Source organism: Chryseobacterium sp. MMO-72 (assembly GCF_037146035.1).
In the GTDB taxonomy this organism is placed as follows: Bacteria; Bacteroidota; Bacteroidia; order Flavobacteriales; family Weeksellaceae; genus Chryseobacterium; species Chryseobacterium indicum.
In genome coordinates this window covers 106,046-127,131 of sequence record NZ_JBBCWG010000005.1, presented here as the reverse complement: position 1 = coordinate 127,131, position 21,086 = coordinate 106,046, and the positions used below count along the sequence as shown (strand labels likewise).

Below are 21,086 nucleotides of genomic sequence, written 5' to 3'. Positions count from 1 at the left end.
TGTTATCTATTGTATTAGAAAGGCAGATCGTCATCCTCGTCATCTGCGAAAGGATTCTCGTTAGAAACCGGGGAAGCAGACTGCGATGGTGCTGCCTGTGTAGGTTCTGAAGCATTATCAAATACTTTTTCTACTCTCCATCCTGTAATGGAATTGAAGTATTTTGTTTCGCCCTGTGGAGAAACCCATTCTCTTCCTCTGATATTGATTCCTACTTTCACATTCTCTCCTTCTCTTAAATTATCCAATAAACTGATCTTGTCAGACAAAAATTCTATGTTTATCGGTTGTGGATACTGCTCCTGCGTCAGAATCACCATTTCTCTCTTTTGGAAACCGCTCGCAAAAGTCTGAGCATCAAATATTTTCTTTACCGTTCCTTGTAATTCCATATCATATTAATTAACGCTGTAAAAGTAAGAAAATCAATCGTAATAAAGGCTACGTGAAAAAAAAAATGTAAAAATTTTAATTTTTTTTCCTGAAAAGTTTGGAGGTAAAAGAATTTATCCTATCTTTGCACCACTGAAAACGACAAAACGAAACGAGTTCTTTTAAAAAATAAGTTTTCATCATAATCAACGCGGATGTGGTGTAATTGGTAGCCACGCCAGACTTAGGATCTGGTGCCGAGAGGCGTGGGGGTTCGAGTCCCTTCATCCGCACAGTATGCGAAAATAGCTCAGCTGGTAGAGCACAACCTTGCCAAGGTTGGGGTCGCGGGTTCGAATCCCGTTTTTCGCTCCACGCCTGCCCTGGTGGTGGAACTGGTAGACACGCAGGACTTAAAATCCTGTGCCTCTTTTGGCGTGCGGGTTCAAGTCCCGCCTGGGGTACAAGCTGATTTTCAGCGGTTTAGCTCTCTTTTTAAGAGGGCTTTTTTTATGCCTAAAAATCTCGGGTACAACATTTTTTGGTTCTAACTGGTTCAAAATGATACACTTTGGTTTCTTTTCAGAAAATCAGAATTGTTGTACAAAAAAATCCTGTAACTATTTTTGATAAAAATGGAGGCTTTATACAAAAGTGAAGTGTTTTATTTTTTTATACATTTAATAATAAGAATGTATAAATTTGAATAAATGAAGGCGAGGGTCAGAAGCACAAAACAAAGAAGAATTTTTCAACTCTTTTTATTTTCTGCCTAACCGTTAATTCCAACAAACGATGAGTGAAGAAAAGAAAACAGATTACCAGCAATTTCGTGAACAATGGGTAAAAGAGCTCATGGAAAACCCGGCTGTACAGGAATACTGCAAGCCCTATCAAAAATTTTCCAAAGAAGATTTTTGTAAAGCCTATGCGAATACAAAAGCATCTGGTTTACAATGGGGCGAAATGTACCAAAGATTAAATGAGCAAAAGCAAAACGAATGGATTGATCTCGCATTCGAACATCTCTCTATCATTCAACAAAAAAAACTTTTTGACGCTCAATGTCTTTGGCGGGCCGAACAGTTGGAAATAAAAGAAGTGGAAGTTGCTTTTGACTTTAGAGCATGGGAAGAAGATGTATTGAATTGCCCTTTTATAGACGCCGTTACCGAGCAAGAAGTAGATTGGTATTGCCAGTCCCTCTTACAAAACAATGCAGAACTAGAACAAGATTGGTTTGAAGATTGGCAAGATTATGACGAGATAAAAGAAGCTTACGAGACTAATAACGAAAATCGAAACTTTCCCGAATGGTATGATTATCATAACGGGAAAACAGGCAATGGCGTCCTTCTTACTCTTCCCGATATAAAAGGAAAAAAAGAAGAATTTTATCGAAAATTGTGCAGTGAAGATGAGCAAAAGAAAAACCCTCCTTCTGCTCCTTATGTAAAAGATCCTGAATGGGAAAAACCTTATATGAATTACTTTGATACCTCTTTGCATAGAGATTTAGCCAGGCTCATAGAAGACAAACATACCCAAAGGCTTATAACAGAATATATAAAAGGGACAGAACATCATCATACCTATGAAAATGAACGGACAGATGAAAATCTGCGATATCTATCCGAGATAAAAGATGAGCTGATTCCTATAGAAGCCCACGAAGATTACCGCATCGCCTTGAGTAAGGCAGTAGAAAATTACAAACTAAAAAAAATTACTGAACATTTACCTTTAGCCTTTCAAAAATATAAAATGACCCAGCAAATAGGAATTGCACTAGGTACAGAAGAGGAAAAGGAACGCTTTAAAACCTATATGGACATAAGCAAAGTATGGAAAGAAGCTATTCTGAGAGGGAGAGAACTGAATGGAGAACCAAAAAATTTTGATTTTTAACTAAGTTTATTTCGACACACAATCTTGCACATCGATTGCAAGGAAAAACGATGAATTTTCATACCATTTTCATCTTTATTCGAAGAGAATACCTCGAGGCTTGCCTCGGGGTAGTTTATTATTGTTTCTGAAAAAGTGGGAACTTCTGTATTTCCGAATATGGGACATCAGGAGATTGTAGAAAGACTCTCCCATCTGGAAACTGTTTTCATCTGGAAAGAAGAGCATTTTGAAGAGAAGGCAAAAGAACTGGAAAAAATTGCCGGACAGTCTTTGTTTGAAAGGGGTGAATTTATGAAAGCCCTATACCGGATGATTGCAGAATATAACCCTGAAGAAGGCATCAACTGGGATACCATAGAATACTATCTGCATGAATTCTGTCTTAAAGAATAGCCTTACATGAACACGATTTCCCTTGGTTTTCCAATGGGAGATTTTTAGTTGAATAATAGATTGAAATGCAAAAATCAGAAAGAACAACATTACAATTACATTTTTCTATTTTTATTTTATCCTTGATAAAAGAATAAAATAAGGATCTGGATTACTGTGTTTTGATATATAAAGAATTCGTCTCACAACTGGTAAAGACGATCTTTTTTAATGTTTTTTTTGATTCCATGATGGAGAATAGTTTTCTTACAATGGAATCTTAATTCACATCATAAAGTTGTGAGACTGACTCTTTTTGTTTATAGCTTTTTGCTTTTACCTGATTCTGATCTTTTTCACCTAAACTACAATAATGCGCTTAATGTTTCAAAATTACTGATTGCTGTCTTTTTCAAGACTCTCCTGAATTTTCTTCCATACAATTTCTTCTCCTTCCAAAGTAACTTCCACTTTGTCTCCCTCTTTAAATTCTCCGGCAACGATTTTTTTCGCCAGGGGTCTTCTTAATCTTTCACGAATCACCCCTTTTAAAGGTCTAGCGCCGTATTTTATATCGTACCCTTCTGTAGAAAGATACTCTTTCGCTTCCTGACTGATGATGAGTTCAATATTCAGATTTTTCGCTAAATCCAACAACTCTTTTCTCAGGTGGATTTCAAATATTTTCAGGGCATTATCTTTGCTTATTGGTGCAAAAGGAATGGTTTCTGTTAATCTTCCCAAGAATTCTGGACGGAAGAAGCGGCTCATCATTTCCAATAATTTTGAAGATGGCGGGATTTCGCCCTTTCCGAATGATTCTACAATAAATTCTGAACCGATATTCGAGGTAAATAAAATAATGGCATTGGAGAAATCACCTTCTTTTCCGAGTCTGTCGTGGAGTTTTCCTTCATCCATAATTTGAAGAAATACATCAAAAACTGAAGCATGTGCTTTTTCAATTTCATCAAAAAGAACAATTGAGTAGGGTTTCTGGCGGATTTTATTCACCAAAAGCCCGCCTTCTTCATAACCGACATATCCCGGAGGAGCACCGTAAAGAAGCGCAGCAGAATGTTCTTCTTTAAATTCTGACATATCGAAACGGATGATGGCATTTTCATCTTGAAAAAGAAATTCTGCCAACGATTTTGCCAATTCAGTTTTTCCTGTTCCTGTTGGTCCTAAAAAGAAAAATGAACCGATGGGTTGTCCGGCTTTACTCAATCCGGATCGGGTTTCCAAAACCGCTTCCGAAACTATGGTAATGGCATGGTCTTGTCCTACCACACGTTTGGCAAGAACACCTTCCATATCGTTGAGTTTTTGTTTTTCCTCTTCTTTCAGTTTCCCAATCGGGATATTTGTTTTTTGAGAAATAATTAACCCCAAATCGAATTCTGTGATATGCGTTCTTTTTTCCTGAGCAATTTTTTCTGTTTTTTCAATCAGTTCCCGGGAAAATTTTAAGATTTCATCGGCATTTTCAAATTTTGGAAGTTCGTTTTCTTCTTGCTGCGCATCGGCAGTGCTGATCAGGTATTTTGTTTTTTCAATAAGGTCTTTCAACAACCAATCCGCGTGCATTTTTCGTTCTTCTTCTATATAATTATGGGTATTGTCTTCCAGATGTATGATTTTAGTCACCAAATGGTTTCTTTCCTTTAAAAAAGATTCTCCTGCCGTTTTAAGGACAGACATGGTGTGATCTATTAAATCAATTGCAGACGCGGGCAAACTTTTCTCCTTCATATAACGCTGGGAAAGACGAATGGCTTCTTTCATGGTTTGATCATCAATGGTAATTTTATGATGAATCTGATACTCTTCCAAAGTCTGTTTCAGCATTCTGAGATGAATTTCATCACTGGATTCTTCGAGTTTCAACAACTCAAACATTCCTGCCAACCCTTGTTCTTTTTCAATTTTTTTGGTGTATTCTTCGATGGTTGAAGTAGAAATAAGCGTTAAACCATTGGAAAGCTCACTTTTCAAAAGGTTGACAATGCCCGAATCGCTTCCGTGGCTTCCGAAAAGAGAATGAAATTCTTCAATAATGAGCACCGATTTGGGGATCGATTTTAATTCCTGGGCAATGTTTTTAATCCGATCTTCTATCTCGCCTTTGTATGAAGCACCTGCAATGAGTGCTCCCATATCCAGCTCAAAAATTTCCAGACCGGAAAGAATATCCGGAATTTGTTTCAATAAAACTTTCTGCACGAAACCTTCTATCAAAGCGGTTTTTCCCACCCCGTGATCACCGATAATCAGTACATTTTGTTTGCTGAAACGGCAAAGAATTTCGGTGATTTTATTGATTTCGGTATCTCTACCGACCAAAAGTTCTTTTTTGTTTTTCTTTTTTACCTGCTCTTTTTTGTTGATGCAGTATTTTTGAACAAACCCTTTATTTGTTTTTTTTGGAAGTTCTGTGGTTCCTGTTATTTCTGAAGCTCCAAAAGTGGAGATGTCTTTTAATAATTCATTTCTTGAAACCGGGAAAGTTTTCATCTGATCGAAGCTGAAGGCGACTCCGGGCGAGCTGATGGCAACCATCACGGCAAACAGTGAGATTTCTTCTTCGGCGAGTAATTCTCTCACCGAATCGGCTTCTGCGAAAATCTCGTCGATAATTTCATCGGGTTCGCAAGAATATTTATTGGGAGATTTCGGGAGTTCTTCTATTCGTACTTCTGCCCATTCTTCGAGATAAAACACATCAACTCCGAGAGCTTCCAGATGTTTTTGTAAGGACAAATCTCGGGTAAGCATGGCTTTTATAAGATGTGCTCCGGTGTAATAAGCGTTTAGGTTTTCTCTTCCTATTTTTTGTGCAATATTGATTGCTTTGGTAACTTCCTGATTATAGGTAACTTCTTCGTGATTCATCGTTTTTGTGTTTTAATTTTTTACTCTTTCATCCAGATCAGATATTTTTTGACCTTATATTGGATGTTGATATTCTGAATACAGTTTTTTTTATTTTTATTGAGCCTTAGCGCCGATATTTTAATTTTTTTACCTGTAATATTTTGACAGAACTGATCAAAAGGAACTAATTTGTCATTATTAACCACTACAGGAATGTCATATTTTCCACATAGATACTCTTTGAAATCATCTTTGGTTTTGGTCTGTGCAGCCACTTGGTTCAGCAACAGCTGAAACTGTTCATTAGAAATTTCCGGAGCCTTTTTCTCTGCAATAAGGGAGTCTTTTTTCGATTTTGTCTTTGGAGAAACCGGAATATATTGTAGCATATCTACCAAAGGATCTTTTTGAGCTTCTCCCTGCGGAAGAGAAAAAGCGGCATGAGGTTTTTCGAATTCATAAGACTTCATGTCAATTTTTTGTTTTGCACGGATGGTTTTGGGAGCTACATAAATCGTTTTCACGGCAGTATGCTCAACATCACCATTGACGATGAGGGTTATTTTTTTGTCTCCCACTGTCTTGAATTTATAAACAGGAGATTTTCCCAAAGCATCTGTTGCCGCCGTTTCTCCAAAACTCCATTCCCACGATTCCCCATCTTCTTTTTCTGCGTTAAACTGAACAGCTTCTCCTACAAATGCAACATCGGGAGCCATAATAACAGGCAAATATCCATTTTGTTGGCTGATGCTTGATATGGTTACCAGTTTTTCGTGAGTACACGATCCGTTAATGGTCAGTTTAACAATATACTGACCGGGTTTTTTATATTGGTGGAAAGTTCTCTGCCGGTTGTCCACAGTGGTGCTGTCTCCAAAATCCCACTTCCATGAAGTTGCTCCTTCCGTATTGTCATAAAACTCTACGACACGATTCACTAAGAACTCGTCTGCATGAATAATATATTTTGCGTTCTCACAATCGATATGGCGGAAGTATTGGTAAATAAAAAAGATAAGACTTAAAAGAAATACAAGACCAAAACTGAGATAGATTCTTGGGTCAATATTCGGAAGAAAGTTGAATTTTATTTTTTTCATCATGCTTTTTGTATTCATACAAATATATTCAGCATTTTAATTTCGCACAACTTTTTTCACTAAAAAGTGTTTTTTTATTCAGAAAAATTAATACATTTGTTAAAACACTTAAAAATGATGAAACGACTATGGGCCATGATTTTATATTAAAACAAGGATGATAGGCGTGACATCTGAACTATAAAATATATAGACAGATGAATAGCAAAAAAAAACAATTATTTCTTATTCTTTTTATGGGGATCGTTTTGAGTTCCTGTAACAGCAAAAAATACATTTACGAAATACCGTACCAATATTCATCGGAGGATTTTGCCACTTCGAAATCTAACGAGAAAGAAAAAACGTCTTTGGCTTATTCTGTGGTCGATGATAATCCGCAGGGATTAAACGATGATACCCTTCGTATAAAGGAAAAATACTCCATTATTATGGAAGTAATGCCTAAGGAAATCAGGGATTACAAATTGTATTCTTATCTGGATGAATGGATTGGAACCCCTTACCGGAAGCAGACACTGGAAAAACAGGTCGGCGTGGAGGCTTCATATTTCGTTCAGGCACTTTACAGTGATATTTACAAGAAAACTTTTCCTAAAACTCCGGACGGGATTTTCCGTTCCAAATCCTTACAATTATTTACAGGGCGTACTTTTTTGAAAGAAGGAGATATTTTATTCTTCCGGTATGATAAATTTCATCCTATTTCCGATGTAGGAATTTATCTTCATAATGATCGTATTCTGGCGTGTACGGCTAGAGGTTTAAATATTTATAACTTCAATGATGAATATTTTCAGTTAAGATACGTTGCAGCAGGAAGACTCAAAGAAAAGGAATAACCATGGAGCATTTAGAATACCTTTCACAACTGATCACCGGATTTAATCATGACGTAAAAGCGGAAGTGATCATCAGCGATTTGTTAAGAGCTGGTGATATTGATTCTGACCAGTATATTATTCAAAAAGACGGGCAGTTCAGTCGTGCTTACCGCTTTGATATTTTGAATACCGAGGTTGTGGATTTTGATTATGACACTACGCAGCTGCTAAAATTCATTCTTTCGAGAGACAGCATTTACGATATGCTTCCTGAAGGAGTAACGCATCAATCAAAAAACGACACACCCGGTAAAGGTGTCGATTCGATGATTAAAGAATACAGGAATCGAAAAAAGCAGCAAAAGGCGGCAAGAAATTTTTTTCAGCCTTTCGAGAACGAATACTTTAGATATGGCTTAGAGATAGAAACATTCGAAAGCGCTTTTCTTCATGAGCTCAATGGGAGTCACGCTCCCGCCATGTTCTATGACTTTTGGAACATCAGCCGGGATTTTCCACCATTTTTGGTTTCAAAGTTCATCAGATTACTGCCTTTCGCTTATAAAATTGTTGGAGACATCCCTTTGGCTGGTCAAATCCTTTCTGTATTACTGGAAGAAGAGGTAAAAATAGGAGATCGTGAATATCAGGAATATTCTGATGAGGATCAGGGAATCTTACTAGGCGAAAGCAGGTTGGGGCTGGATTTTATTACCGGAAATAGCTACGACGATTATTCCAGGCATTTGGATATTACCATAGGTCCTTTAAAAAATGCTGCCTTCACGGAATTTATCCATAAGGGAAACAAGAAAAAGTTTTTAGACATGTTTTATGAACATTTCTTTCCTATAGAAGTAGAAATAAAGACAATCATTTTGCTTCCCGAAGAAAAACAAAAATTTGAATTTGATCACCAAACCGGACCTATTTTAGGATATAACACATGTATATGAGCAAGATAAAAAAATATTTCACCAATCTTTTCGATCCGCAGCTTTTGGTCATCGTTCTCGTTGCCATTGCATTCTGCATCATACTTTCCATGATTTTCTCACAGAAAACCGCTGAGTTTAAGCAGAAATACAAATCAAAATTCTACATCTATCTGTTTTCGATGACATTTGTATATGCTATTATTTCATTATTGGGATACAACAAACTCTTTTCAGACAATCATTTATATGAATTTATTTTTTATCAAATCTGTTCATTGATTATCGGCATTATTCACTGTTATGCTTACAGAGCCTATTTTGACAAGTTTGGTTTCAAAAAAGCCGGCATGGAATATTTATTTGCTTTGCTTGCTGTATTCTTTTCGTCAGTTCCGTTTATGCTCATTTATTCATTTCTTAACGGAACGGAACTTACCTATCTTATGTTGGGGCATTTTATTGTGTTTTTTATTCCTACATTTTTGAATGATACCTTTAACAGAGCTATGGCTATTCCTCCCAAAGTGTATGTTACATGGCAGTTTCCTGAAAATTACAAAGAAGCAGCGGGGGTAAGCGATGAAGAAATGAGAGATCTGGTGGTGTTTACCTTTCTGATGGACAAAGATAAAAACGCTTCCAAATATAGTGTTTACCGGGGAAAGGGACCTACGAGAATAGACTTTGGAAGATTGTTTTACAATTTTGTAATAGATTATAACGAAAGGCATCCGGAAGAAAAAATACAGGTCGAAGACGAAAACGGATTATTTGAATGGGTGTTCTTCCTGCAACCCAAATGGTATGAAACGACCAAATATATCGATCCTAATCTGACGCTTTATATGAACGGCATTGAAGAAAACAGTGTTATTTTCTGTATGAGGACCGACCAGGTTTTAGGAGAAAATAAAGTAAACCGGAAAACAGATTTTGAATACGATCAGGAGAAGGATAATGAACGTGTAAAAGACAATTAAACCATAAACAAAATGATAGAAAAATTAAACCATTTTCCCGTAAACTGGATCGACGGGATGAAAATCAATAAAAACCACTTTTTAGAAGTACAGAATTTTGTGAGCGATTCCGTCCGGGATTCTGTGGGAATTCATACTTCAATGATAAATTATGGGTTATTGCCGGTGGCAGAGCCTATTAAGATGAATCTTATTATAGATAACCACAAATTACTAAGAATAAAAGTAGAAGAATGTCATGCCATCACGCCCAATGGTTCAAGAATAGACATCGGAACATCAGAAAGTTTGAGTTTATCCATTCCCTATCCTGAAACAGTCCGCGAACTGAAAGAGAATGAAAGTGCTGTTTTACTTGCGTGTATTTCGGTGAACCACTTTAAAAGAACACCTTATGGAGAGCCGGATCCTGAAGAAAATCCGCCTCGTTATCCTTATACTCATCCGGAATATTCTCTTAATTTAATCCCTGAAGATGAACTGAAAAGTACGATTGGTTTCGGAGCCAATTATCTGACGATTGGAAAAATATTGGTTAATGCAGGAGAATCTAAAATTGATGACCATTATATTCCGCCAAGTACAAGTGTTTCCAGTCATCAGAAATTGCAGGAACTGTACACCGAGATTGATCGTTTTTACGGACAGATTGAATTGTATTCGGTACAGATAGCCCAGAAAATTCATTCCAAAAAGCAATCTACAGATTTAGCGCTGATGATGGAAAAGATGTCCGATAAAACCTTGAACTATCTTGGAACGGAAATTAACAGGCTTCGATGGATGTCTCCCCATACACCACCGGCCAATATGCTATTATCTGTAGTTGCATTAGCAAGGGTTTTGAAGAATTTTATTGATGCCCGCAGTGGAGCAGGCAAAGAAGAGCTGCTGAATTATTTCGCGGAATGGTGCAATGTAAGCCAGGGAGATTTTGAAGTGATTTTTTCAGAAACCATCAATACCGATTACAACCACAACCAGATGGATATCGTGATTGCAAAAATTACAAGGTTTATGAAAACACTGGAAGACCTGTTTTCAATCTTAAGCAGACTGGATTACATTGGTAAAAAGCGGGACGGAAGCATCTTTGTATCTGAAAATACAGACGATAAGGAAGCCGTTATTCATGCCAAACGAAGCCGTACATTTTTGGCAGACTAGACGGTTTAAAATTCAAGGTTTAAGGTTTAATCATCAATCATTATTTATCAATTATCAATCATAAATTATGGAAGTTCTAAATAAGACACAGCGGAGGAGCGCCTATTGGTTTTTCGTATTATTTTTCATCATTACTGTCGCTGTTTTGGTTTCGGCGGTATTTTTCAATGCTTACTTTCCGTTTAAGGAAAACAGTTTGCTTAAGAAAGAAAATGTTAAAATGCAAAAAGAAATGGAGATTCAGGATAAATTTTCCTTTCAGCTGGAAAAAGTAAAAGCAGCGGTAGATTCTATGGGAATGCCGAAGCAGAATGATTTTTTCAACGAAAAACTCTCTCTTTCTATTTTGGCAGATATGTACAAACAGTTGCCGAAAGATACCCTGAAAAATAAAAATATGTACAACAATACCATTATGACGTACAAGGATTTGATTGATGCGAAAAAACAAATCAAGCAGCTTTCGGGCAATCAGGTTTTAATGGATAGTTTAAGTACCATCAATAAAACTCTGAAAGCGGAATATGACAAAATGAAAACAGATTTGGAGGTTTGCAGACAATTGTATCAGGCACAATAATATACCTATGAAATTCCATCATTTCTTTTTTTTGAATTTTCTATTCTGGGCATCTCTTTTTCGTGCTCAGAGCAAGCCTGCAGATTCTGCATCGTTTGTCCCTTTTGACTGCGAAATTACCCAGACTAAACAACGTCTGGATAAGCGTTTTTTTGCAAGCACTCCACCCATAGAGTTGAGGGTAAATAACGAAGAATTGGTGTATGTTACTTTGCAGTTTGGTAAAAGGAAAAATAAACTGTATTTGTACCTGCGGATTCTTGAAGACAATATCTGCATTAAAAAAGAAAAAAATGTGGACATTCAGTTTAAATCGGGAGAAGTCATCACCTTAAAAAACGAATATCCGATTAATTGTGAATCTTTTTTTGCCAAGCAGCTCAGAAAAAAAGAAATCGAAAAACTTTTGCAGAACGAAGTTACACAGATCAAGATGTACACGTACAAAAAGAATTTTGAGATGTATGTAAATACGCTTCACAATGCTCATATTCAGCAATCCTTAAATTGTCTGATACCGTATAAGATAAAAAAATCCGATGAAGTGAAAGTGAAAAAGAATAAGCAGGATGATAGAACTGAGAGCCAAGAAAAAAGAGTTAGAAACCAAGATCATCAACCGGCAACTGATAACCAACAACCAAAAGAACAATGAGTCCACTTCCGGAACTTAACCTTAATTTAGGTTTGACAAACAATCCCGGTTCTCCATTTTACGGAGGAAACGGAGAAGATGGCGTGGTGGTGAGAACTGATTCTGCGCTGAAAAAGCATACCATTACCTTGGTGATTTCGGATCAGGAAGCAGAGAAGATTTCACTTAAAATAAATGATAAAGAACTTGAGATACCGACGTATAAACTGACAGTAACTGATGATAAAACCGGCGAAACCAATTCCTATCAGGTTACCAGAGATACTTTAAATTTTGTGACTTCCAAAACCAGGAAAAGTTTTCTGTCATTTTTCGGGTTCAAACGTTTTGATACCACATCCTATTTGTATGAAAATATTCCTTTTGAACCACAAGTGGAATATCTGGAAAAATTTGATATTTCCAGACATCGGAAATTGTCACAAGACGCGCTTACTTATGAACTTTCCAATGGTGGACAAAGTGTTTTGTTGTATGCAGGAGATGTAAATGAATTTAAGCTGCCAAAAGGAATCTCTCAATATTTTGTGGTGGCAGATAAAGATCAGGGGAAAAGTTTTATTGGGGATATTCTATATCGGGAAAAGTTTCTAAAACTGACTCCAAAAGTAGAATTGCACATTATCAAGCGGAAAAAGATCCCTAAAAACTTTGAATATGATGACAAAGGACACATTAAGAAAGTGATTTATTTGTAAGAAGTTAAAATTATCATTCATCACCTATCAATTATTAACCATGCAGGGAGTTTATTACAAAATACCTTTCGATTTTGAAAGTCTGACCGAAAAAAAAGACGCAGAAAAAATATCATTGGAAAGTTCTATCCATCAGCATATTTTTTTACTGGCCACAACCTCTTTCGGAGAATGTAAGTTTGATGAAGCGTACGGTACCGAAATATGGGAAATGGACTTTGATATTATGAAAAGTGACAATAGTTTGAAGGAATTTATAGCCGACACTCTCAAAAAATCAGTGACTGCCTACGAAAGGAGAATCAGATTAGAAGATGTAGAAGTGACAATTAATGATCATAATCTGGGAACCTTGGGAAAAAGAAGAATGAAAAAAAGGGTTTCTATCCTGATAAAAGGAACTGTTTTGGAAACCAACCGACCGTTTATATTCAGTAACGCCTTCTTTGTAGGACCGCTTTCGTATTAAGGTAAAGAATCAGGGAATCGAAGATTCGACGAAGTCAGATAAGAACAGGGAATTCAGAATCAAAAAAGGAAGAAAAGAACAAAAATAGTCCGGTAATCATCAACTGAGAATGGACAACTAAAAATCATGAAGCAAGACCGTATCAAAGACCGTATATTAAGAAGAGCCGCAAGAATGTGGGGCTATAGCGAATTGGAAGCTGAAACCTCTTTCGATCCTATTGTCAGTTTACTGCTTTCGGCAAGTGCCGCTGAGCTGGAAAAATTAGGGTTTGAATTAGAAAGTTCCCGTTCCAGAATTATAGAAAGGGTGCTGGAAGTGATGTTTCCTGAAGAAGTTTCCGGGGTTGTTCCTGCAAGAACTTTGTTGCAGGTAAATCCACTGGAGAATAATGCAGAATTATCATTGTTTACCCGTTTTAGAACCACCAAGAGACAGCATAATATCTATAATCCTACCGAGACCAAAACTAAAGATTTATTTTTCAGTCCTACCCTTACCTCCAAATTAACCACAGGAAAGGTTCAGTATATTGCTTATGGAAATGTTCTGAACCAGATAGAAAGTTTTTTCTACGATGATATAATAGGAAAAGCAGAGAAACATATTCCATCAGGAGAAATGTGGGTGGGAATTCATTGTCCCAATGGAGAAAGTCTGGATGATCTGCAGTTTTTTGTTGATATCAATAATGCCTACCAGAAAGAACTATTCTTTTATTACATGAAGCAGGCAAAAGTATATTTCGGGAATAAAGAATATCCTTTGAAGGAAGGCTACAATGTAGAAAGCAGGCATCTGAACTTAGAGAATATCATTACCCGGAATTATTCTGATCTGGAACATATTTATCATGATGTCAATCAATATTATTTTTCTAATTTTTTCACTCTTAAAGGGAATTTGGATTTCAAAGAGATTCCTGAACATGAAGAATTGTTTACCCTTTATTTTCCGGGACATCAGGCAGGAGAAAACAAAGAGGTGATCTGGCTGAAATTTAAATTTTCGGAAGCTATCGTACCGGATATTTTACAGAATGTACGTTTTGCACTCAATTGCATTCCTGCCATAAATACGAAGCACGGAACAACGGATCATAGAATAAAGGGCAGGATGAATATTATCCCCATAGCCGTAGAAGAAGATTCATTTTTAGATTTGGATTATGTTGCTGATGAGAACGGGAAGCGTTTGGATCTAAAGAACTATGAGTCCGACAGTGAAAGTGTGTCTGTATTGCTAAGAAAAGGCGGTGTGTCGAGATTTGACCAAAGAAACGCTTCTGAGTTATTGCAGTATCTTTTGGAACTCATTAAAGATGAAACTTCCGCATTTTCGGGAATGGGGGGAGATTCGTCTGTGGAAACCTTGCGGGAACTTAATCAAAACGTTGCATCACTCCATCAAACCGCCAAAGAAAAGAACTTTGTACAAAGCACAAATCCATACCTTATCCTATCCACAGGAAACCCTGACGCCAATTTCCGGTGTTTTATATCATACTGGTCAACAGCTGCGGAAGAAGCAAATAATCTCAAGCCGGCAACAGTATGCCTGCAGGAAGGAAATGAAGTACTGAATAATACGGCAACAATGATTCAGGCATCTTTTGGAGGAAGGAGGAAATTATCTTCCCAGGATAAAATTCTGGAGTATCGAAATGCACTCCTTACCAGAGGCAGAGTGGTTACCATAGCGGATATCAAAGCCTTTGGAATGAATCATTTTAAAAGTATGATTTTGGGGATAGAAGTACAAAAAGGAACCAAAAAGGAAGTATCGTTAAAAGGAGGTTTTAGCAGAACGATCGATATTTTTCTTATAAAAAACAACGAACAAACGGAGCTGATCAGTTCTTCTGAATGGGAATATTTGCGGGAAAGTTTTCTGTTAAAACTTAAAGATTCTTCATCAAATATGTATCCCTATCGATTATTTGAAAAACAAATACGATAAACCATTGTATATTTAAAAAATATTTTTAATTTTATAAAGAAAACAAAAAACACATTGATGAAACTTCTGTCATTCTCAGCAAAGCTTGGACCTTTCTAGGGTATAAGAATTCATCTTTGATCAGCCCCAAATTATTTAAAAAACAATTTTTTAAAACAAAATATTATGCTATCAAACAAAGGAATCGGTGGAAATGAAGTTCCATTGGATGCAAATGAAGCTATTGCAGAAATCCCACAAAACAGAACCCTCTTTGCACAGAAATTAACGGCAGAAGACCCTGTAAAACCGGAATTGGTGGAAGGTCTTACTACCATTGAAAAGGTCTTTGAACACTACAAGCCCGAGGTTAAAGTAGATTTTGAAGACGCAGACGGAGCCATTAAAATGGAAAATCTGACCTTTAAAAATTTAGGAGATTTCGGAACCAAAGGAATTACAGGGCAAAGCAATTTTCTTACAGGATTGGAAACTGAAAAAGACCAGTACCAGAAGATTGTAAAACAACTGAAAACCAACAAAATTCTTAAAGCTGCATTGGAAGATCCTGACGCTAAAAAAGCCCTGCAGGACACTCTGCAATCATTAATTAAAGAATTAGAAGAAAACAAATAACCCAAACACAAATTAGATATGTCAAAACAACAGGAAATTCAACAGGTAGAAGCACCCGTTTTAGAGCAAAAGAAAGGACAGGTTTCTTTAGATAAGTCATTAGAAAAATTAGCACGATATGGAGGTTATGATCTGTTGGAAACTTCTATAGAAAACGTTCAGAATATCAATCCAGACCGAAAAGCAAGAAGAAAAATCTTCCTTACTGAAAAAGGAAAAGAAAAAGAAAGAGAAACGCTTAAAAAAACATTAGAACTTTGGGCAAGTGTAATCGGCAAAAGCGATTCTTTAACCGATATGGTAGCGCATTGTGAAGACCAAAGAAAATCTGCGGAAGATTTGTTATCCAAGAATCTTTCAAAAGCGGTAGATGTGACCAGAGAACTGGAAGCCAATTACAGAACGGTTGCGATGTTCTACAAAAATACCGAATCAGATAAAGTAAAAAATGTTACTGTGGTTAATGCCACTTTGGAGCAGTTAAAAGATCTGGATAATACCCGTTTTATTGATACCATCCATGCAGAACTTTCCGATAACTACGACCGTTTAGATTTGAAGAATAACTATGGTCTGATGGTTATTCCGGGATATTTGGGATCTAATAAAGTCGTTGAAAAATGGGCAAAGATTGCTCACGAAAATAAAGTAATGCTGGTGACGGATTTCGAGCATTTAGACGAACCGGATGATGTGATGGAAATGTTTGATCAGGCTTACCTTACCGGTGGAGAAATCTACAGATCCAATGTACTGATGACTTGTAATTGGCTGGTAGGAAGAGGACGATTTGAAGAAATTCATGAACTGGATGATTTATTTATTCCACCTTCCGGAGCTTTGGCAGGAAAGGTATACAAAACTTTGATGTCACAGGTTACTGCGGGTAAAAAATTCGGTGGGATTAATGAAGTTGACGGGGTGAGGTTTGATCTGAAGAAAAGTGAAATCGCCAATCTTGAAAATCTGGGATTAATTCCGATGGTTAACGAATACGGAAAAGTAATGGCTTTTTCTGGGAAAACCTTATTCAATGGAGATAATTTAGGGCTTCAAACATACTCTGTCGTTAGAGTGTTTGATTATGTAACCAAAGTCTTGATGGATTTCCTGAACAGAAGAGCCTTCGAGAACTTTACGGCAGTTACCCGAAAAGAAATTATGGGACAAATTGTTCGTTTCCTTGATGGAATTACAGGGCCGGGAAAACTGATTGAAAATTTTGAGATCAGGAGATTTGAACAAGATCCTGTACAGAAAGACAGAATTCATTTGGATATCCACATGAAACCTTATTTCCCTGCCAAAAACTTTCTTATTAAAATGGATGGGCATAAAGGCGATGACGGGAATGAATGGGATACAGAATACGAACAGAAATAGATTCTTCTATTTCTATTTTTATCATTTGTGTTTAAGCATGGAAGCTATTTTGCTTCTATGCTTTTTTTATGGCTGTTGTTTTCAAATCATAGGAATTTGGGCATAATATTTTTCTCAAAATATGAACAAAAATCAATTCAGATTTTGTTATCGCTTGAAGTAAATATTAATCTTTCGTAAAAGAAACTTTCTCGAAAGCATCATTTAGTGAAATATTTGTAGATTGATTTAGTCAAAAACCTAAAAAAGAAGGTTGAAAAAGATAAATTCAAAATAATTTTCAAATAAATTTTGTAGATATTTATCTACAACGTCAGATTAATTAGCGAATTTTCATTTTGCGAATAATTCAATTGTAATAATTTATTAATATTGAGAACAATAGTATTTCTTGATTATGTGAAAAATTACCAGAGAATTTCCTCAACTATAATGTGAATATATTTTTTAACTATTTGATTGTCTAAGTTTTATTTTTAAAAAGAGCATTTCAAAGTATTTGCAGGATTGAAAAATAGTTATAGATTTGTTATATAAATATTTCCACATCGTTGTGAAATTTTAGAAATATTTATAACAAACATCAGGAAATATTCCCTTATTGGTTTGATGTCAAAATAACAAATGATGAAAAAACACAGATCAGAATATATTCCATATTTGGTAGTAGTAAAAGTTAAACTTTAAATATATTTATTATGTCATTTAAAACCCTATTAGAGTACGCAGGAAAAAAGCGCAACGTACTATCTGTAGAATACGCTATGCTACAGGAAACCGACAAAACAGGAAGGCCCTCTTCCGTTACCCGTGGCGGTAAAATCTTTATTACCGTAGAGGGCACAGGCGAGACCGATCTTTTTGAATGGATGACCAATTCTTTCGAAAGAAAAGACGGAAGTGTAAAATTCATCAAAAGAGACAGCGATGCGACGCTGAAGGAACTTAAATTCAAAGAAGCTTATCTTGTAAAATACACCGAAAATTTTGACGCGTCGGGAGATAATCCATTGACGGAGACTTTTGTTCTTTCAGCGAAAGAAATTGAGCTGGGTAATGCGAAACATGTTAACGAGTGGGTGTAGTCCTTATTCGAAACACAAATCCATTAAACTTCTATAATCATTGAATTGATCTTATTGTATAGATAGAGATTTATTTTAAGTCTTTTTTCTATTTAAATTTCGTAGATCTTACGTTTCTTTGATCTCTAAGTTCATTGATACAAAGATTTTTAAAAACACAAATTCTATTCATAACAATTAAAATTTTACAATTATGTCATTTAAATCCATATTAAAAGTAGCGGGAAAAAACTACAATGTACTTAATGTAAACTACGGTTTGTTTCAGGAAACAGACGCAACGGGGAGACCGTCTACTATTACCAGAGGTGGTAAAATAGATGTTACTGTTGAAAGCACCGGCGAAACCGATTTATTTGAATGGATGACCAATTCATTCGAAAGAAAAGACGGAAGCGTGGTGTTCTACAAAAGAGATACTGAAGCTACATTGAAAGAGTTGAAATTTAAAGAAGCTTACTTGGTGAAACACAAAGAAAAGTTTGATTCAACGGGAGAAAATCCTTTAACAGAAACGTTTACCATTTCTGCAAGAGAGATCGAAATGGGAACAGGAAAGTACATCAATGAGTGGGTGTAAACCATTGAACTAAGAAAATGGGTAATACGATTTATTGCCCATTTTTTTGCTTTTTGAAATAATATTTTGAAAGAGGTAGAAACCACCAACAAAGAACCATCAACTAACAACTAAAAATTATGTCCTTTTTATCAAAACTAGAATTAGACGGCAATACCTATAATATTTTGGAGTGTAAATATAACTTCATCCAACCCGTTGACGGTACAGGGAAGCCAAAAGGAATGCCAAAAGGAGGAGATATCATCATTAAGATTGAAAGCACGGGCAATCCTGAGCTTTTAGGATGGATGTTAGATCATAATCAGGTAAAGAACGGCAAGATTATCTTTTACCGAAGAGATGCGATGAGCAAGCTTCAGGAACTGAATTTTGAAAAAGCGTTTTGTATAGAATTTACAGAATGTTTCAATGGGCTTGACAGTCAGCCTTTACAAATAGAAATGCGTTTGATCGCCAAGAAATTCAACATCAACGGAGCAATGCACGAAAAACAGTGGATGGAGTAATTGTCAATGATAAAACATCAATGATGAATGATAAAAGATGCGAGAATCAAAAGTAATCATTCATCAACCATCAAATCATCATTCATCAATAATAAAACAGTATGGAAAACCAACCATTCGATCCAGCTATTTTTGGTACATCACGCCGATTTGAAGACTGGCTAAAAGATAAAACCAACCCTTTGGTGTATTGCCTTCTCACTTTAGATGGCAAAGAATTTCTAAGAAAAAACAGCTATGAAGTTACCCTACACCAAAAAACCAACGACCACGACAGTTTTACCATCGTTGTTCCCGATGACGCTTTAGACACCTTCATGGGTTATGTAATGGAAAATTCTAAAAATTTACTCGGCAAAGAAATCGGCATTACCTATTGGCGTTTTGGCGAACCAAGACATTATTTTCGGGGTATTATTGGAAAAATAAAAAACAAAAAAGATGAAGGTGGTGGTTATGGAGACCTTTATATTACAGGGTACGCCCCAAGCATTTTACTGGAAAGCGGTAAAGACTGCCAGAGTTTTGAAGACAAAACCCTGGAACAGATTGTAAAAGAAGTAACCGAAGGATATCCGCAGGAAGCCAAAGTAGAAATTTCTTCTAATCAACTGAACCAATACAATAAAAAGCCCCTTTCTTACACCGTACAATACAAAGAATCTGACTACGAGTTTCTGCAAAGACTGGCAAAACGTCACGGCGAATATTTCTACTACACTGGCGAAAAGCTGGTTTTTGGAGGTCAGGTACAGCCTACCCTAAAGCTGGGAGAAAATAAGGATCTGATCGATGTAGAATTTGAGATGCGGATGCAGGCTCAGGAATTTACCTTAATGGGTTACGATACACAAAGCGGAGCCAAAATAGAGAAAGACAGTAGTGGTGCAAGAAGCGAATTTAAGGAAAGTCCGTTTCAGGTAATTGCCACCAATGCTTCTAAAAACGTATTTAAGAAGAAACCCAAAATGCACTTCAACCATACAGGCATCGACAAATGGTCAGAAAGTCAGTTGGAAGAAGCCGTGAGACTGGAGAAAGAAAAACGTGAGAATTTGATGCAGGTAAGAGGCAGAAGCAAAGACCCTCAACTGAAAATAGGCGGAAGAGCACAACTCTCGGACATCAACGGTAAAGCAATGGAAACCTACCGCATCATCGAAATTAAACATGTTTACGAACCGGGCGATTATTACAATGAGTTTGTAGGTATCCCCGATTTATTCAATGCATCTCCCTATATCGACACCGAAGCTGTACCGATAGGCGAAGAACAACCCGCAAGAGTAGTCGACAACAACGATCCGATGGGAATGGGAAGAGTAAGGGTACAATTTCCTTGGCAGGAAGAAAAAGGACAGAAAACACCGTGGATAAGACTCATCCAACCTCATAGTGGATCGGGCAAAGGTTTTCATTTTATCCCTGAGAATGGGGAAGAAGTATTGGTAAGCCACGAATCCCAGAATGCAGAGAAGCCTTTTGTGATGGGAACACATTATAACGGAAGCGAGACAAGCTCCTACCATACGAGTGGAAACGACAAGAAAGTTATTCATACAAGGTCAGGGACAAAGATTATTCTAAATGACGCGGAGGGAAGTGTATTCATAGAAGACCCAAGTGGGAATACTTATTTGATGGATGGTGCTGGAAATATTAATGTGAATGCGCCGAAGAATATGACGTTTACGGCGGGGGAAAACCTAAACATCAATGTGGGAATGAATATGACAACGAATGTGGGTATGAATTCCTCAGAAACAATTGGTATGAATAAAAATGTGGGGGTAGGGATGATGAGTATGAATAATGTAGGGAGTGATTTTATTACTAATGTTATTGGGAAAATGACCCATTACATAAAAGGAGATATGGAAACTTTTGCTGATAAAGAACATAAAACTGTTGCTATAAAAGGTATGGAAGTAACTAGTGAAAATAAAATAGAGCATCACGCTGAAAAGGAAGTACAAAATAATAGTGGTGAAAAATCCAAAAACTATTAA

At 36.5% G+C, this 21,086-nt stretch carries 20 protein-coding genes and 3 tRNA genes; 20 read left to right on the top strand and 3 right to left on the bottom strand.

Annotated elements, in window-relative coordinates:
• Positions 1–14 precede the first annotated feature (14 nt).
• Positions 15–392 carry a DUF3127 domain-containing protein gene (locus tag WFH39_RS09270; protein WP_076391131.1) on the bottom strand — a complete coding sequence of 126 codons (378 nt, stop codon included), beginning with the start codon at positions 390–392 and terminating at the stop codon, positions 15–17.
• 191 nt (positions 393–583) lie between these two features.
• Between WFH39_RS09270 and WFH39_RS09265 the strand changes: the two genes are divergently transcribed.
• The 5 genes from WFH39_RS09265 to WFH39_RS09245 all read left to right on the top strand — a co-directional run bounded on the left by WFH39_RS09265 (position 584) and on the right by WFH39_RS09245 (position 2,676).
• Positions 584–665: transfer RNA gene (locus WFH39_RS09265), tRNA-Leu, on the top strand.
• Between the two features lie 6 nt (positions 666–671).
• Positions 672–747 (top strand) — tRNA-Gly (locus tag WFH39_RS09260).
• 5 nt (positions 748–752) lie between these two features.
• Positions 753–836 (top strand) — tRNA-Leu (locus WFH39_RS09255).
• A gap of 331 nt (positions 837–1,167) precedes the next feature.
• On the top strand, positions 1,168–2,280 hold the full coding sequence (locus tag WFH39_RS09250) for a hypothetical protein (protein ID WP_336689682.1): 1,113 nt from the start codon (positions 1,168–1,170) through the stop codon (positions 2,278–2,280).
• 135 nt (positions 2,281–2,415) lie between these two features.
• The gene (locus WFH39_RS09245) at positions 2,416–2,676 is read left to right on the top strand and encodes a hypothetical protein (RefSeq protein WP_336689681.1); all 261 of its coding nucleotides are present in this window, start codon (positions 2,416–2,418) and stop codon (positions 2,674–2,676) included.
• Positions 2,677–3,048: 372 nt separating this feature from the next.
• Here the strand turns inward: WFH39_RS09245 and WFH39_RS09240 are convergent, their stop codons facing one another.
• Positions 3,049–5,550: an ATP-dependent Clp protease ATP-binding subunit gene (locus tag WFH39_RS09240; RefSeq protein WP_336689680.1), complete on the bottom strand. Its 2,502-nt coding sequence runs from the start codon at positions 5,548–5,550 to the stop codon at positions 3,049–3,051.
• Between the two features lie 20 nt (positions 5,551–5,570).
• Entirely contained in the window at positions 5,571–6,653 is a 1,083-nt protein-coding gene (locus WFH39_RS09235) for a PKD domain-containing protein (RefSeq protein ID WP_336689679.1), read from the bottom strand.
• Between the two features lie 179 nt (positions 6,654–6,832).
• Here WFH39_RS09235 and WFH39_RS09230 point away from each other — a divergent pair, with 179 nt between their 5' ends.
• The 15 genes from WFH39_RS09230 to WFH39_RS09160 all read left to right on the top strand — a co-directional run bounded on the left by WFH39_RS09230 (position 6,833) and on the right by WFH39_RS09160 (position 21,086).
• Positions 6,833–7,477 (top strand): NlpC/P60 family protein, encoded by a 645-nt coding sequence (locus WFH39_RS09230; protein WP_336689678.1) that lies wholly within the window; start codon positions 6,833–6,835, stop codon positions 7,475–7,477.
• A 2-nt stretch (positions 7,478–7,479) separates the two neighbouring features.
• The gene (locus WFH39_RS09225; protein WP_336689677.1) at positions 7,480–8,415 is read left to right on the top strand and encodes a type VI secretion system baseplate subunit TssG; all 936 of its coding nucleotides are present in this window, start codon (positions 7,480–7,482) and stop codon (positions 8,413–8,415) included.
• Positions 8,412–9,377: a TssN family type VI secretion system protein gene (locus tag WFH39_RS09220; RefSeq protein ID WP_336689676.1), complete on the top strand. Its 966-nt coding sequence runs from the start codon at positions 8,412–8,414 to the stop codon at positions 9,375–9,377. Before WFH39_RS09225 ends, WFH39_RS09220 begins: the two co-directional genes overlap by 4 nt.
• A 12-nt stretch (positions 9,378–9,389) precedes the next feature.
• On the top strand, positions 9,390–10,544 hold the full coding sequence (locus tag WFH39_RS09215; RefSeq protein ID WP_336689675.1) for a hypothetical protein: 1,155 nt from the start codon (positions 9,390–9,392) through the stop codon (positions 10,542–10,544).
• A gap of 67 nt (positions 10,545–10,611) precedes the next feature.
• Positions 10,612–11,124 carry a type VI secretion system TssO gene (tssO, locus tag WFH39_RS09210; protein WP_336689674.1) on the top strand — a complete coding sequence of 171 codons (513 nt, stop codon included), beginning with the start codon at positions 10,612–10,614 and terminating at the stop codon, positions 11,122–11,124.
• 7 nt (positions 11,125–11,131) lie between these two features.
• Entirely contained in the window at positions 11,132–11,779 is a 648-nt protein-coding gene (locus WFH39_RS09205) for a hypothetical protein (protein ID WP_336689673.1), read from the top strand.
• The gene (locus WFH39_RS09200) at positions 11,776–12,477 is read left to right on the top strand and encodes a hypothetical protein (RefSeq protein ID WP_268052743.1); all 702 of its coding nucleotides are present in this window, start codon (positions 11,776–11,778) and stop codon (positions 12,475–12,477) included. Before WFH39_RS09205 ends, WFH39_RS09200 begins: the two co-directional genes overlap by 4 nt.
• A 40-nt stretch (positions 12,478–12,517) precedes the next feature.
• Positions 12,518–12,946, top strand: a complete 429-nt coding sequence (locus WFH39_RS09195; RefSeq protein WP_336689672.1) for a GPW/gp25 family protein — start codon at positions 12,518–12,520, stop codon at positions 12,944–12,946.
• Between the two features lie 126 nt (positions 12,947–13,072).
• Positions 13,073–14,905: a type VI secretion system baseplate subunit TssF gene (locus WFH39_RS09190; RefSeq protein ID WP_336689671.1), complete on the top strand. Its 1,833-nt coding sequence runs from the start codon at positions 13,073–13,075 to the stop codon at positions 14,903–14,905.
• 165 nt (positions 14,906–15,070) lie between these two features.
• Positions 15,071–15,520, top strand: coding sequence for a hypothetical protein (locus WFH39_RS09185; RefSeq protein ID WP_268052746.1), 450 nt, complete (start codon positions 15,071–15,073; stop codon positions 15,518–15,520).
• An 18-nt stretch (positions 15,521–15,538) separates the two neighbouring features.
• The gene (locus WFH39_RS09180; RefSeq protein WP_336689670.1) at positions 15,539–16,903 is read left to right on the top strand and encodes a DUF5458 family protein; all 1,365 of its coding nucleotides are present in this window, start codon (positions 15,539–15,541) and stop codon (positions 16,901–16,903) included.
• 698 nt (positions 16,904–17,601) lie between these two features.
• Positions 17,602–17,988: a type VI secretion system tube protein TssD gene (gene tssD, locus WFH39_RS09175; protein WP_268052749.1), complete on the top strand. Its 387-nt coding sequence runs from the start codon at positions 17,602–17,604 to the stop codon at positions 17,986–17,988.
• A gap of 193 nt (positions 17,989–18,181) precedes the next feature.
• On the top strand, positions 18,182–18,568 hold the full coding sequence (gene tssD, locus WFH39_RS09170; protein ID WP_268052750.1) for a type VI secretion system tube protein TssD: 387 nt from the start codon (positions 18,182–18,184) through the stop codon (positions 18,566–18,568).
• Positions 18,569–18,687: 119 nt separating this feature from the next.
• Positions 18,688–19,077 (top strand): type VI secretion system tube protein TssD, encoded by a 390-nt coding sequence (gene tssD / locus WFH39_RS09165; RefSeq protein WP_336689669.1) that lies wholly within the window; start codon positions 18,688–18,690, stop codon positions 19,075–19,077.
• A 101-nt stretch (positions 19,078–19,178) separates the two neighbouring features.
• The gene (locus WFH39_RS09160; protein WP_336689668.1) at positions 19,179–21,086 is read left to right on the top strand and encodes a type VI secretion system Vgr family protein; all 1,908 of its coding nucleotides are present in this window, start codon (positions 19,179–19,181) and stop codon (positions 21,084–21,086) included.